The organism is Nostoc sp. PCC 9305 (assembly GCF_963920915.1).
In the GTDB taxonomy this organism is placed as follows: domain Bacteria; phylum Cyanobacteriota; class Cyanobacteriia; order Cyanobacteriales; family Nostocaceae; genus Nostoc.
This window is the reverse complement of sequence record NZ_CAWUDN010000026.1, coordinates 1-13,922: the sequence shown is the minus strand read 5'-3', so window position 1 is coordinate 13,922 and position 13,922 is coordinate 1. Positions and strand designations below refer to the sequence as shown.

Genomic DNA, 13,922 nt, shown 5'->3' with positions numbered 1-13,922 from the left:
TAAATGGGGGTAGCGATGTTAAAAGTGAATCAACACTCCTGAGAGTGGAAACCAATTCAGTTATACTACCCGAACCGCGTTGGCATGGGTTTTTGGAAAACTTGGTTTAGTACTCCTGAATCTGTAGGGACAACTAGGACAAATCTCTTTGAAGAGCATACAGCAGAAACTGCGGGCAACTCTAGCCCCAGTAGTATTAGCGAAGCTGCTTCAAAGGAGGCTCGGATCGTCTTCAGCACGGAACGAGATATTGACCTATATGAGCTAGAAGAACTCTGTGATGCAGTTGGTTGGTCGCGTCGTCCTCTAAGAAAAGTAAAAAAAGCTATTGAGCATAGTTTTCTCGTTGCCTCAATGTGGCAAGTGAGAGGAAACCAAAAGCGGCTCATTGGTTTTGCCCGTGCTACCTCAGATCACGCGTTTAATGCCACTATCTGGGATGTAGTGGTTCACCCAGACTTTCAAAGTCAAGGACTGGGGAAAGCGCTGATGAAATACGTCCTCAAAAAACTTAGGAGTGAAGAAATTAGTAATGTCACTCTCTTCGCTGACCCCCATGTTGTAGATTTCTACCGAACTATGGGATTTATGGCCGATCCAGAAGGCATCAAAGGCATGTTCTGGTATCCTCACTAATGCTCAATCCAAATAAAACCCGATTCGCACAATAAAATCAGGTATTAGTAGTACAAATCTATTATTTAAATTTGGTTTGACGAGGTTTAGCCGACGAACGCACAAGTAATATCTCTTGTAAAACTAAGTCGGCAGACAAACCTTTATCAGTCTAAATATCTAATCTAGCTAGTATTTGCAGAAGATATAAATATATTAGGCATGAGCGATGTTATGTGATATGATTGCCTTAACGCTTTTGTGAAAGCGCGATCGCTTTGATGGGGATTTAAAACCAAACCCAAAAAAGCGGATGAGTATAACGGGATGTAGCGCAGCTTGGTAGCGCGCCTGCTTTGGGAGCAGGATGCCGCAGGTTCAAATCCTGTCATCCCGATTTAATTAATATAGTTAACAGTTAAGGCAGTTAGTTAGGTTTTATTTACTAACATCTGCAATTTAATTGGATATTTTTATGGAGAAGATCAATTAAGCTGTTCTGCTGTTGAAGCTTAATAGGTAAATTTCGTAATTAAGTAGTAAGGTGATTTTTAACACTGAGCTTTGTATAGATTTGAGAAGATATTAAAGCGATCGCAGATGGAACGATTGATTAACTAATAGCGTCAACTAATTTTAGAAAAAGCCGATAAAATGGCATTTATCATCTCTAAGGTTGGAGAGATGGAGAGAGTTTTTGCTGTTTGAGAAGACATATAATAAGCATCTACGGCATTTCGCGGTCATATAGCGAAGCAAAACCTAGAAAAACACAACGTTAGCACAGCCAATTTGTGAAAACGATACTACAGCAACTATAAATAGTTAGGGAACATTGGATTTTGACCGTTGAGCTTAACACTCAACCTCAACGCGCATAATGAATTTTTCACAACTGAAATAGATTGCTATATAACTAAAGCTAGTTGGTGCTGTGCAAATCCAACCATTTGTTAATTTAATTGGACTATTGATGCGAGGAGCAGTCATGAAATCATTTATTCGCTTAGGCGCAACATTGGGTATAGCTGGCAGTGTATTTTTAACGGGGCTTTCAGGAATAGGCAATCTACCAGGAATGGGCAATCTAGAGGCGATCGCTCTGCCACAAGATCAGGTCGTGAAAAAGCTCCAAGAAGTACCTGTATTCACGCTCACCAATCCTAAAGGCGAATTCGTAGTTCTTTCGAGAAACAACGCATCCAAGCCTGTATCACAAGTGGGATTTTTTATTAGCAAGCAAGATGCTCAAAAATTCCTTGACAATCGGCTCAAAAAAGAAAATCCCCAGTTGGCAAGCACTCTACAGGTTAGACCTTTGTCCTTGGCAGACTACTATAAAATAGTCCAAGAAAGCAAAAAGAAATCAGATTCTGTGATTTATACTTTAGTGCCAACGCAACAGCAAGTAGCCTCGGCAACAAGTATGCTCAATCAAAATGGTAAAAAGGGAGAGCAATTCAATGGTATTCCCTTATTTGTACCAAAATTTAAGAAAGATAATAGCTATCTGACTATTCCCCTTGCTAAAGGTAATGAGCGATACATCCCTTTCTTTTTTGAGAAAGAACAAGCAGTGGCTCTGTTAGAAGAATTCAAAAAAGCCGTGCCAAAGGAAGGAGCCAATACTGAAATTCAGGTGGTGGATTTGTACGGTGTTATGGAAGCTCTCAATAGCAGCAGCGATCCTAGTATCAATAAAATTGTTCTATATCCATCACGGGAGTCGATCAACTTTATTCGCTCCCTGGCGCCAAATCAATCACCCGGTGCCAAGCCAGCTCCTGCCGCCGCTCCGAAAAAATAACGGATATGCGTTCCAAGGTTGAGCTATGGGGGAGAAACATCTGATAGTCTCTGGTTTACAACTTTGGCAGTGGCGGAATGCAGCTCTCAAAGCAGCGATCGCCACTGATGTGCCACCAATGGAGGTAGATTGGCTGCTCCTGGAAGTTGCTGGATTAGACCGCTTGGCACTGCGTTTAGAGTCTTTTAAAAACTGGCCGCAAATTCAATTGCAATTGCCGCTAGAAGAGTTAGAGCAGCTGTGGCAGAGGCGATTAAATGATCGCTTACCAGTGCAGTATATTGCCGGAGCTACAACTTGGCGTCAGTTTAAAATTGCGGTGTCGAGTGCAGTTTTGATTCCTAGACCAGAGACAGAGTGTTTAATCGATTTGGCTGAAGCATCTGCTAGCAATGCTTCAGAACACTGGGCAGATTTGGGTACTGGGAGTGGCGCGATCGCCATCGGATTAGCAGATGCCTTGCCAAAAGCCACAATTCATGCAGTTGATTACAGTTTAGAAGCTCTAGCGATCGCTCGAACCAACGCTGATAATTTGGGTCTTGCTGACCGGATTCAATTTTATCAAGGTTCCTGGTGGGAGCCACTGACATTCTTAAAAGGTCAGTTCAGTGGTATGGTGTCAAATCCCCCTTACATACCTACCAGCACCTTACCGACTTTGCAACCAGAAGTCGTTAACCACGAACCACATCTAGCTTTGGATGGTGGGGCTGATGGCTTAGATTGCATTCGTCATTTGATCGAAGTCTCCCCTAGTTATTTGCAATCGGGTGGCGTCTGGCTAATTGAGATGATGATAGGGCAAGCAGATGTGGTGCGAGAACTTTTGCAAAATCAAGGTAGCTATTGTAAGATTCAAATTCACGCTGATTTAGCTGGAATTGAACGCTTTGCCCTGGCCTACAAAAGTTAGGAGTGATGAGTGATGAGTTATGAAATTCTTTACTCCTAACTTCTAACTCCTAACCTTGTAAACATGACCCAAGTTTCTCTAACAAATTTAATAGCTGGCGCACGTGCTGGTCTTTTGGTCAGCTTTCCGACGGATACTGTTCCGGCACTTGCAGCGATACCAGAGAAAGCAGCATTAATTTTTGCGGCGAAACAACGCAGTCAAGACAAACCTTTGATTTTGATGGCGGCTAGTGCTGGAGATTTATGGCCGTATGTCAAAGGTAGTGAGAATGAATATAAAGTTTGGCAAGAAGTAGCAGATAAATATTGGCCAGGAGGGCTGACATTAGTTTTGCCAGCGAGTGAACGCTTACCAAAAGTTATGAATCCCATCGATCCAACAACAATTGGGATTCGAGTACCAAACAGTGCGATCGCTCAAACTATTTTGGCGCAAACAGGCCCTCTTGCCACCACTAGCGCCAATTTTTCTGGTCAGCCGCCTTTGCAAACAATGACAGAAATTGAAACTCAGTTTCCCCAGGTTCTGACTTTAGCAACGACAGAATACCAGAGTGAAATACCAGGGATGGGTATACCTTCCACCGTTGCCAAATGGACAGGGATAAATTGGCAGATTTTGCGACAAGGTGCGATCGAGTTAGATTTATCGAGTGATAACCAAGTATAGGTAGCTATAATGTTGTTTTCATGGTGTTAACAACAGAGAAATCTGAAACAGTTTGCGCTGTTGTACTTAATTAACAAGTTAATAATTGCCAGATATGAATTGGAGCAACTGGATATATCTAGGAGTAGGAATAGCACTAGGTATGGTTTTCCATCAGTTATTTGGGCGATGGCTACGCCCAAAGCAGGCATCGCCTAATGTTTCATCTAGCTCATCCCCAGTAGCGCCATCAGCTGAACAGGATATGCCACTAATATCACAACAGCTACAGCAAACGCAGCTGGCATACCTGATGGCAAGGGAAATGAGCCAGTTTAAAGCTGGTTTTTTGGCGCGGACTACTCATGAATTGCGATCGCCTTTTAATGGTTTGATTGGCTTACATCAATTAATTTTGTCAGATTTGTGTGAAAATCCAGCTGAAGAGCGAGAATTTATTGCCCAAGCTCACGAGCGAACGCTGAAGCTGTTGAAGCTAATGGATGAAATTCTTAATGTTGCTAGAACTGAACACGGCACCAATAAATTAGATATTCAGCCCAGACCCTTAGCCCAAATTTTAGAGGAGGTTCATGACTTAACTTATATGCTGGCGGCAAATCGCAATTTTCCCTTAAAATTATTACCCACCGACTCAGAAATTTATGTTTTGACAGATTACCTCTGGCTCCGCCAAGTATTGATAAGTTTAATAGACACTGCCATTACTCAAATGGAGGAAGGCAGCATTTGTATTTCCACTAGCACTTTACCTACAAATAATTTTGTAAACATTTGGCTAGATTTACCAACCCATGCTGTAACATCGAGCGAACCAATTGATTTGCTCAAATTTGAAGATCGGTTGACCCAGATTGAACAAAAGAAGGCTGCTCTTTCCCCAGGAATGAGACTATTAATCAATCAAACTTTGGTGGAAGTTATGGGAGGAAAGTTAGAAATCTTGCCCTCGACTACTGTCAAGGAACCACTTCAACAGCTTACCAGACTACAAATCTCTATCCCCCTAGTGATTCCTGAAACTGAACTTCTGTAGCAGAAACGAAAGCACGATTAGCTTGATTGTGTAACACCATCGTAGTGGTGCTGTTGGTTTGAAAACCAATCTTTTCGTAGAAACCCTGTTGGTAAGTAGTCATCAGGTAAACTCGCTCAACTGACTTCATACGAGGATGTCTCAAAACGGTTTCTACTAAATTGCTTCCCAAGCCACTATGTTGATACTCTGGATGAATCACAACATCCCAAATTGTGGCGCGATAGATGCCATCAGATGTTGCTCTTGCAAAGCCAATGAGCCGATCGCTATTCCAGACGGAAATCACTGGCTCACTATTGGCAATAGCTATACCTAAGTCTTCAATACTGCGTCCCTTTGCCCAGAAAGCGGAAACGTTTAACAATTCTTGGAGTTGATAAAGGTCAATTTCAGACTTGCGATCGCTAAACTTAATCTGAAGATCGTTCATGTATGGCATCCACTTTTAGCAAGTATCTTTGAGCAGACATTTGATGAAATTAAATATGCACGATCCAGAAATCTTGTAGAGACTTAGCACTACTACATCTCTACATTCTTTTCAGCAGATGTCTCGTACAATGTCTAAGCTAGTAATGAAAAGTTTGTAGTAAGCACTTTAGTGCTGAGAAAATTAAGGACTAAAGTCCTTACTACGAACTTGCTTACCCATCAATTTAAACTTTGATTTAAGTCATATTTTGCTATAAATTGCTGTACGTGTAGAGAAAGAAAATTTAATGACAAACCCACTTCCATAGAGGATGAGTTGCTCCCTGTTGACGTATCCGATAAACTTGTTTTTCTAAACGTTGTTTTTCCTGCGGTGGTAGTCCAAGTAGAATATTCCGACTTTGCCAAACTAAAACAGCAGCAGTCATCCCCAGACAAAAAGCGAGACCGAAGGTAGACAGTGGATGGTAAAATAATCCAAATCTCACTGCCACCCAGGTAAAATATTGTTGCCACAGAGCAATTTCTGCACGCAGACCCCACAAGGAGACAGGCGCAACGGTCAGCCATAGACAGCCCACAAATAGCCACCTGCCATATACTGTTAGCTGATGTAGCCTTTGTACTTGTTGAGCAAACGATGGGTCAGATTTTTCAAAATCTGGGACAGTATTTAATCGTTCTTCCGGTTGATCCATAGGGGAATAAAATTGCAAGGCGTGGGTGGGCAATTCAAAATGCTTTCACCCAATTGTGAAATATACACAAGTTTAACTATCTTGGGAACTGGGAGATGTATCAATTGAATCAGCGTTGTCTAACACCTGGGATTCCCCTTTACGCTCTCGCCACCAAGTTAGAAGCGTACTGGCAATGAAAATACTCGAATAAGCTCCCATTGTGAAGCCAATAATCAAAGCAAGGGAAAAGTATTTCAGTGTTTCCCCACCAAATAGAAAGATTGCAGATAATGTCAGTAATACGGTTAAGGTAGTGTTGATCGATCTTGTCAATGTTTGGTTAACCGCATCATCTACAATTTCGGCAATCGGCTGTTCGGGATGGATTTTAAGGGTTTCCCGAATGCGATCGTAAATCACCACTGTATCGTTGACTGAAAAACCTGTGATGGTAAGTAAGGCGACGATAAAAAGGCTATCCACTTCGATGCCCGCCACCAAACCCAAAATTGAAAAAGCCCCTACTGTGATCAAGATATCATGGAGTAGGGCAACGATCGCAAACACAGCATAATCTAACTGGAAGCGGAAAGTCATGTAGATAGTAATACCGATGAAGGAAACTATCAGAGCTAACATCCCGGATGTAAACAGTTCTTTTCCCAAGGTGGGGCCAACGGAGTCAATCTGGTTCTTTTGTGGGTCAAAAACGCCGATTTCTTCGCTCAAAGCGTTTTGTAATTTGGTACGCTGATCGACACCCAAATCTTTTGACCGAATTAGTACGCCATTTTCTGCACCATTTTCCGAGACAAGTTGGATACTGCTATCACCTAGTCCCTGTGCTTTTGCTACTTCCCGGACAGCGTTGATATCAATTGGTTTGTCGCAGTTACCGGGTTTGGTGCAATCTCGAACAAACTGCAACCGCGTACCACCGATAAAATCTAAACCGGGGCGTAAGGGGGAACGAATATTCGGTTGTTGCCAAGAAATCACCATTGAGATGATACCAGCGATGATGATAGCAGCAGAAATACTCCACCAAAGCGATCGCGATTTATTAATACTCAGTTTCATGGAGTCACCTCTGCCTTATTCGATGCTGGCAGGTTTGGACAGAAAAGTTCTGTCTTGCGCAAGGAGTGAATTGAAATTGCCAAAAATAGCAATGTCCGACTACAGGTAATTGCGGTAAACATACTCACAGCTACCCCCAAAGCTAAGGTTAGAGCAAAGCCTTTAACTAAACCAGACCCCAACCAAAACAGGGCAGCGCAAGCAATCCATGTAGTGACGTTGCTATCCAAAATACTAGAAAATGCTCGGTAAAAACCAGATTCTACAGAACGATACAAAGATTTACCCGCCCGCAATTCTTCCCGCGTCCTTTCAAAAATTAGCACATTGGCATCAACTGCCATCCCAATACTGAGAATAAAACCAGCAATTCCTGGCAAAGTCAGGGTAACGCCCAACAAAGCAAAGGTTGCCCAAGTTAAGAGGGAGTAGATCACTAGTGATACATCCGCAATCAATCCTGGTAGTCGATAGTAAACCACCATGAATATTAATACTAAAGTCAAACCACCGACTCCAGCATAAATACTACTTTGAATGCTATCTTTACCCAAGGTTGCTCCGACTGTCCGCCTTTCTGCGATTTCTACTGGTACGGGTAATGCGCCACCGCGTAACTGCACGCCTAAGTCATTGGCTTGCTGGGCGGTAAAACGTCCTGTAATTACGGCAGAACCACCAGTAATGCCAGTAGCGGCAAATTCTATACCCACGGTGGGAGCGCTAATCAGTTCATTGTCCAGAAAAACACCAATGCTACGCCCAGTACCGGCGAGATTTTTCGTTAAATTGGCAAACAGTTCGCCACCCTTTTGGTCGAAGCGAATGGCAACATTCCAGTTGTTACCTTGAGTGGGTTCACCATAGGCATCCTTGAGGTATTTGCCAATTAGCGGTGGATCGGTGCTTTCAAACAATTCTGCGATCGCTTGATTATTTTTTTGTAAGTCTTCTTGATTCTTGACAATTGCCGCTTTGTCGGTACTCTTTCTTAATTCTTCTTGCTTGAATTTCAATTCGGCTCTTGATGCTTGAAAAGCAAGCAGTTGAGTTTCTGTATTCGCCTTTTGGGTACGAAATTCTAACTGTGCTGTACCCCCTAGCACCCGTTCAGCTTGTTCTGGATCGTTGACTCCTGGTAGTTGCACCAGTATTTTATCTGCGCCGACTGTTTGGATTACTGGCTCAGAAACACCTAAACCATTAATCCGGCCTTCGACAACTTTCTTCACACCTTCCAATTCTCGTTCGGTGATTTTGGGAATATCCGCTGATGGTTTCACCTGAATTGTGAGCTGTGAACCTCCGCGCAAGTCCAGCCCCAGGGGTATCGGAATTGTGGCAATCACCGTAATAGCGGCGATTATCAGGACTAAAATCAAAATTAATAGCGATCGCTGTCTTTGCATACCATAACTCGCAACTGACAAAGGCTATAATAGCGCTCTTTTGAGGAGTTATGAGTTGGGAGTTGAGAGTTAGGAGTTAGTAGTTGAGAGTTAGGAGTTAGGAGTTGTAAATTCAAGATTTAATTCTTAACTCCTCACTCCTAACTTTTCACTCCTAACTTTTAAACTCGCAAAGCCACCATTTTTTCCACAGCTTCTACGATTTGCTCTGGTTGGATGATTGTTAGTCGTTCCAGATTGCCATTGTAAGGTGTGGGAATATCTTGGGAAGAAAGCCGCAGTACTGGCGCATCCAATTCATCGAATAAGCGATCGTTTATTGAGGCGATGACTTCTGCTCCAATACCCGCAGTTCGCATGGATTCTTCCACAACAATGACTTTATGGGTTTTACGTATTGATGCACCAATGGTATCAAAATCTAATGGTTTGAGGGATATTAAATCGATAACTTCTGGATCGTATCCTTGTTTTTCAAGAGTTTTTACCGCTTGTAGCACATGATGGCGCATTCGGGAATAAGTGATAATTGTGACATCTTTTCCCTCACGCACAATTTCTGCTTTATCTAGTGGTAGTAAATATTCTTCTTCTGGTAAATCTTCTTTCAAGTTGTAAAGTAAAACGTGTTCAAAGAATAACACTGGATTATCATCGCGGATAGCGGATTTCAGCAGTCCTTTAGCGTTTCTTGGCGTGGAGCAGGCAACAATCTTCAGCCCTGGCACAGCTTGGAAGTAAGTTTCTAGTCGTTGGGAATGTTCTGCGCCTAGCTGCCGTCCTACACCTCCAGGGCCGCGAATTACCATCGGAATTTTAAAGTTACCGCCAGAAGTATAGCGGAGCATCCCAGCGTTGTTGGATATTTGGTTGAAGGCAAGCAGTAAAAAGCCCATGTTCATACCTTCAATGATCGGACGTAACCCAGTCATTGCGGCTCCCACAGCCATCCCGGTAAAGCTATTTTCAGCAATGGGGGTATCTAGAATGCGGAGTTCGCCATATTTTTGGTACAGGTCTTTGGTAACTTTATAGGAACCGCCGTAATGCCCTACATCTTCACCGAGAACGAATACGCTGGAATCACGCGCCATTTCTTCATCAATGGCTTCCCGTAAGGCGTTGAAGAATAGTGTTTCTGCCATTTAGACCTTTTAGTACGATTATGGTTTTAGAATTTTATCGTGCTGCTGTCACAAATACAGTGAGCGATCGCACTAGTTAGAGTTTAGGTTTTTTAAATAAACGGCCCCTAGCATAGAGCGAGTGATTGCCATAACTATATCAAAGCTATTTAATTTCGATTTTAGATGTTTTATGAGCGATCGCCTCTGACTCTGGCAAATGCGGCTGATTTATCTATGTAATAAAACGTAGGACTATGTGTAAAATATACTCAAAAATTCTCAATTGAAAGATACTAACTGTACTCCACTCACACCAGAGTAAAAATTTGTTGTAGCAATAATTTAAATATGCCTACTGTAGAACAATTGAAAACGTTGTTTATCTTAAGTTTTTGGGCTACTAAAATGTATTTACCTCTGTTTTTAGTGCGAATCGATGAACGAACAAAAAATCTTGTAATTCTTGCTGGTGAAGAAAATAAAATTATAATTTACCTAGACGGGAAGTGGAGATATGTATGAGTGAGCTAGATTTTATGACAATGCCCCGTGCCCAATTGCGTCAATATATCCTTGACCATAGAGAAGATGATGAAGCTTTTCAAACTTATCTAGATAGATTCACCTCTGAAGACGCTGTAATCTTTCCTGCACCACAGTCAATAGATGATTTAGAAAACTTCCTAGAGTTGCATCAACAGAACCTAGAAAGACTACGAAAGCAAGCTTAAGCCCTCGCAACCTTCCAACAAAATTTTATCAGCGATCGCCTCCCACTCTGGCAAAGAAGGGAATTCTCTATTTATGTACTAAAAGATTGACAATTTACCTATCATGTGCATAGCTAACTTCAACAAATACAACCATTTTGTAGGACACGCAAGATGGGTGTCCTACAAAATTCAAATCACCAAGGATTAATTACCAGCAGCCAACTTATCCAAGAAATCGATTTTTACAGCCAGATTGGTTATATCCTGATTGGTTTCTAAGTTCTTAATTTCAGCATTATTCAGGGCAACAATATAGGGTTGTTCACCAACCCAGGCAATAAGAGGCCCGCCAGAAGAACCACCTGCGGTAGCGCAATTATGCAAAAGTACCCCTGACTCCTCCCCAACAATGCTACACCCAGTTTCAAAGCTTGCAGTCCATCCTGTACCAGCAGTCAGGTCTTCATAGCCTTTTTTCTTGGGATTGGGAAAATCGCCAGAGTAGCCAACAAAAGATAACGTTTTCGGGTTATTAATGAGAGTCGAAGAACGCAAAGATTTCCAGCCTAAATGACCATACTTCCGACCGAGAGGCTGATTAATTTTGAGAAGTGCCCAGTCGTTTATCTGATTTGTGAGCTTGTCATCAGTAAAATCTGTACCGTAAACAACTTGCTCTACTAAAACAACATCTGTTTTATCCTGCATAACACCATTAATTACATTTGGCATAAACAGAATTTTTTGACTTAATTTATGGGTATCAGGATCAATAACGCAATGGGCATTTGTCAAAACTATATCATCATCAATTAAAGTTCCTGTGCAATGATAGCTTTTGGCATCAGTTGTTGTGCCCTGGACTCGACCAATACTTGACCAAGGATATTTTCTGCTAGTCATGGGGATACGATAATCTCTACCAGTCGGTATTCCCCGGTTGGCTTCATCTGCTTTTTTCGACTGATTGAGGTCAGAAGGTTTAAAAGGCTTTCCATTCGCAGGTAGTTTGAATTGAGATGCTTCTTGAAATTTGCTGAATTTTGGTGGTTTAATTTGTTGAGTTTCTGTCTGTGCTTGTGCATGAACTGATACCCAAGCACCCAAAGTTATCGCACCAATAATTCCAGCAAAAAATTGCTTGTAGATATGCTTGTTAGTCATTGATAAAATTCCTTAGTTAATTAATATTTGCAAATTCATCATTAATTCCGAATGGCGTTAGCGTCGCGGTAGGTCGTTCGCTTTTAGCGTCTCGTATAGAGCGTCATTGCGAATTGTTTTGCCATTCGCCTTGCACAGTAAAAGCAGCCCAAAAATAAGGATCTTTCCACTCTTTCTGTTGCCACAAATATAGTTGTGCTGCTCTAAGAGCAGCAGTTGGTGATTTACCTTGCTGCAACATTTGACGATAAAATTCGCTCATTAATTCCTTCGTTCCCTCATCGTTCACACTCCATAAAGACACCACAACTCGTTGTGAACCTGCATACATCAATCCTCTTGTTAATCCCACCAAGCCTTCTCCCTGAACTTGCTTACCGCGTCCGGTATTACAGGCACTTAGCACCACTAAATCAGCAGGTAAATCAAGATTGAAGATATCGTTTAGTCGCAGATAACCTCTTATGGGTTTACCTTGTTTATCTACCAACGAAAGTACGATTCCTGATAATTCTGGATTGATGTTATCAGCAAAGCCGTGAGTAGCAAAATGAATGATGCGGTATTGACTCAGTTGTGGGTTAGTTACCCAGTTGTAGTTAGCATCAAAATCAAGAGCTTGCAGGCTATCTTTTGGCGATACGAGTTTGAGAATTGCCTCTGCTTCCAGGCGAGTACCATCAAGTGGGGCCCAACCATCGCGGTTGAGATTTTTGGCAGCCCTTGCTAGGGCAGAACGTTGTTCGTCGAATTCGGGAGTTGAGGCATCATCATTTAGTTTGCCTGTCACAAGGCAATTATCTTTATGAGTTACGCGACAATCATCAGCACTAAATACGGGATTAGCAAGGACGGCTAGGGCTTTGGGTGCTGCTTTGCGCCCTTTGGTTTCTTGTCTGAGGATAGCTATGGTTGAAGCAGAAGGGAGATTAACAATTTCATGGTTGACTAGCAGGGGTTGGTAAGATTCTTGAGAGGTTAAGTCAGTTAACGCCGCAAAGGGAATATTTTCCAAAGCACCATCAGCCACAATTACTAAACGTTTTTTTCCTAACTTGTTAGCGATAGGAGCGAAGATGATTTGACTAAGTTGTTTTGCTGCTTTGAGGTTTTGATCAAAAGCTCTATCTAACAGAGATTGACGAAAATCATTTGTAGCATTCTCTATCTTTTCCTGTCCGGGTAGTTCATAAGTATCAAGAGAATTCGGAGTGACAACCCAAAGATAGCTATGTTCTTTACCCAAGGAATATTGCAATAGCAGGGTGTCTGAATCTAGTTGTTGCTGAATTTGAGTTAATTTCAGAGGGTTAGGATATTTCAGTGCTGCATATTTGGGACTACTTGTACGGATTTTGGTTTGCAGTTCTTCGTATTGGTTAAGGAGGTCGGCAATTTCTTTTTCGAGGTTTTGTATTGGGGTTGTGGGTGCTGTTTTATTCAGTAACTCTTGACGCAGTTTATCTCTAGCATCAAGTTGCTGCTGCAAGTTTTGTTCTTCTGCCAGTAGTTGCGGGTCAACGCCTTTACGGATTTTGGCATTGGCTTCTGTTAATAGTTCTAAAAGACCCCTGGCGCGAGAACGCTCACTAATATGCAGTGCTAATGCGTTGTATCCTTTAGATGGGTCTTTTTTGTGCAACTGCATCAGCAGGTCGATGTAGAACTGATAATAATCCTGTACAGTGGCAAAATAGGAAGTACGCAGTTCTTGACTGTCAATTTTGGTGCGTAAATCTTCAATGATTTTGATTGCTGCTTGAATATGTGTTTGAGCTTGTTGGAGGTTGCCGCGATCGCGTTCTAGGTTAGCCACGTTAAAGAGGGTGGTGGCTTCCTTTCCCCTATCCCCTACTGCACGGAGTATGGGTAAAGCTTGGTTGTAGTATTTGAGCGCTTCTTGCTTTTCTCCTAATGAGGGGTAGACACCGCCAAGATTATTGAGGGTGACGGCTTCCCCTTCTTTGTCCCCCACTGCACGGAGTATGGGTAAAGCTTGGTTGTAGTATTTGAGCGCTTCTTGCTTTTCTCCTAAATCGGAGTAGACTAAGCCAATATTGTTGAGGGTGGTGGCTTCCACTCTTCTGTCCCCCACTGCACGGAGTATGGGTAAAGCTTGGTTGTAGTATTTGAGCGCTTCTTGCTTTTCTCCTAATGAGGGGTAGACACCGCCAAGATTATTGAGGGTGACGGCTTCCCCTTCTTTGTCCCCCACTGCACGGAGTATGGGTAAAGCTTGGTTGTAGTATTTGAGCGCTTCTTGCTTTT

Annotated in this window: 14 protein-coding genes and 1 tRNA gene; 8 read left to right on the top strand and 7 right to left on the bottom strand. The window is 42.3% G+C overall.

Annotated elements, in window-relative coordinates:
• The first annotated feature begins 84 nt into the window (after nucleotides 1–84).
• The 6 genes from ACM0OX_RS11945 (at nucleotide 85) to ACM0OX_RS11920 (ending at nucleotide 5,046) form a co-directional block, all read left to right on the top strand.
• Nucleotides 85–636: a GNAT family N-acetyltransferase gene (locus tag ACM0OX_RS11945; protein ID WP_322671979.1), complete on the top strand. Its 552-nt coding sequence runs from the start codon at nucleotides 85–87 to the stop codon at nucleotides 634–636.
• Between the two features lie 302 nt (nucleotides 637–938).
• Nucleotides 939–1,012: transfer RNA gene (locus ACM0OX_RS11940), tRNA-Pro, on the top strand.
• A 591-nt stretch (nucleotides 1,013–1,603) separates the two neighbouring features.
• Entirely contained in the window at nucleotides 1,604–2,422 is an 819-nt protein-coding gene (locus tag ACM0OX_RS11935) for a Tic22 family protein (RefSeq protein WP_094349988.1), read from the top strand.
• Between the two features lie 25 nt (nucleotides 2,423–2,447).
• Complete coding sequence (gene prmC, locus ACM0OX_RS11930; protein ID WP_414515059.1) at nucleotides 2,448–3,338, top strand: peptide chain release factor N(5)-glutamine methyltransferase; 891 nt, start codon at nucleotides 2,448–2,450, stop codon at nucleotides 3,336–3,338.
• A 63-nt stretch (nucleotides 3,339–3,401) separates the two neighbouring features.
• Nucleotides 3,402–4,010, top strand: a complete 609-nt coding sequence (locus ACM0OX_RS11925; RefSeq protein ID WP_414515058.1) for an L-threonylcarbamoyladenylate synthase — start codon at nucleotides 3,402–3,404, stop codon at nucleotides 4,008–4,010.
• 94 nt (nucleotides 4,011–4,104) lie between these two features.
• Nucleotides 4,105–5,046 carry a sensor histidine kinase gene (locus ACM0OX_RS11920; RefSeq protein ID WP_414515057.1) on the top strand — a complete coding sequence of 314 codons (942 nt, stop codon included), beginning with the start codon at nucleotides 4,105–4,107 and terminating at the stop codon, nucleotides 5,044–5,046.
• Here the strand turns inward: ACM0OX_RS11920 and ACM0OX_RS11915 are convergent.
• The 5 genes from ACM0OX_RS11915 to ACM0OX_RS11895 form a co-directional block, all read right to left on the bottom strand.
• Nucleotides 5,009–5,479: a GNAT family N-acetyltransferase gene (locus ACM0OX_RS11915; RefSeq protein WP_414515056.1), complete on the bottom strand. Its 471-nt coding sequence runs from the start codon at nucleotides 5,477–5,479 to the stop codon at nucleotides 5,009–5,011. The two genes, ACM0OX_RS11920 and ACM0OX_RS11915, sit on opposite strands and share 38 nt — an antisense overlap.
• Nucleotides 5,480–5,765: 286 nt before the next feature.
• The gene (locus ACM0OX_RS11910; protein WP_414515055.1) at nucleotides 5,766–6,179 is read right to left on the bottom strand and encodes a hypothetical protein; all 414 of its coding nucleotides are present in this window, start codon (nucleotides 6,177–6,179) and stop codon (nucleotides 5,766–5,768) included.
• Nucleotides 6,180–6,251: 72 nt separating this feature from the next.
• Nucleotides 6,252–7,241 carry a protein translocase subunit SecF gene (gene secF / locus ACM0OX_RS11905; RefSeq protein WP_414515054.1) on the bottom strand — a complete coding sequence of 330 codons (990 nt, stop codon included), beginning with the start codon at nucleotides 7,239–7,241 and terminating at the stop codon, nucleotides 6,252–6,254.
• A complete protein-coding gene (gene secD / locus ACM0OX_RS11900; protein WP_414515110.1) occupies nucleotides 7,238–8,650 on the bottom strand; it encodes a protein translocase subunit SecD in 1,413 nt (470 codons plus the stop codon). The genes secF and secD overlap by 4 nt, the downstream gene beginning before the upstream one ends.
• Before the next feature lie 161 nt (nucleotides 8,651–8,811).
• Nucleotides 8,812–9,795, bottom strand: coding sequence for an alpha-ketoacid dehydrogenase subunit beta (locus ACM0OX_RS11895; RefSeq protein WP_099100369.1), 984 nt, complete (start codon nucleotides 9,793–9,795; stop codon nucleotides 8,812–8,814).
• Nucleotides 9,796–10,125: 330 nt separating this feature from the next.
• Between ACM0OX_RS11895 and ACM0OX_RS11890 the strand changes: the two genes are divergently transcribed.
• Together ACM0OX_RS11890 and ACM0OX_RS11885 are read left to right on the top strand one after the other, a co-directional pair.
• On the top strand, nucleotides 10,126–10,299 hold the full coding sequence (locus ACM0OX_RS11890; RefSeq protein WP_414515053.1) for a DUF6888 family protein: 174 nt from the start codon (nucleotides 10,126–10,128) through the stop codon (nucleotides 10,297–10,299).
• Nucleotides 10,296–10,508 (top strand): DUF6887 family protein, encoded by a 213-nt coding sequence (locus tag ACM0OX_RS11885; protein ID WP_414515052.1) that lies wholly within the window; start codon nucleotides 10,296–10,298, stop codon nucleotides 10,506–10,508. Before ACM0OX_RS11890 ends, ACM0OX_RS11885 begins: the two co-directional genes overlap by 4 nt.
• A 186-nt stretch (nucleotides 10,509–10,694) precedes the next feature.
• On the opposite strand, the gene ACM0OX_RS11880 is transcribed toward ACM0OX_RS11885, so the two are convergent.
• Both ACM0OX_RS11880 and ACM0OX_RS11875 read right to left on the bottom strand, forming a co-directional pair.
• Nucleotides 10,695–11,654 carry a trypsin-like serine peptidase gene (locus ACM0OX_RS11880; protein ID WP_414515051.1) on the bottom strand — a complete coding sequence of 320 codons (960 nt, stop codon included), beginning with the start codon at nucleotides 11,652–11,654 and terminating at the stop codon, nucleotides 10,695–10,697.
• A 103-nt stretch (nucleotides 11,655–11,757) separates the two neighbouring features.
• On the bottom strand, nucleotides 11,758–13,922 hold a 2,165-nt coding region (locus ACM0OX_RS11875), incomplete at its 5' end, for a CHAT domain-containing protein (RefSeq protein WP_414515050.1).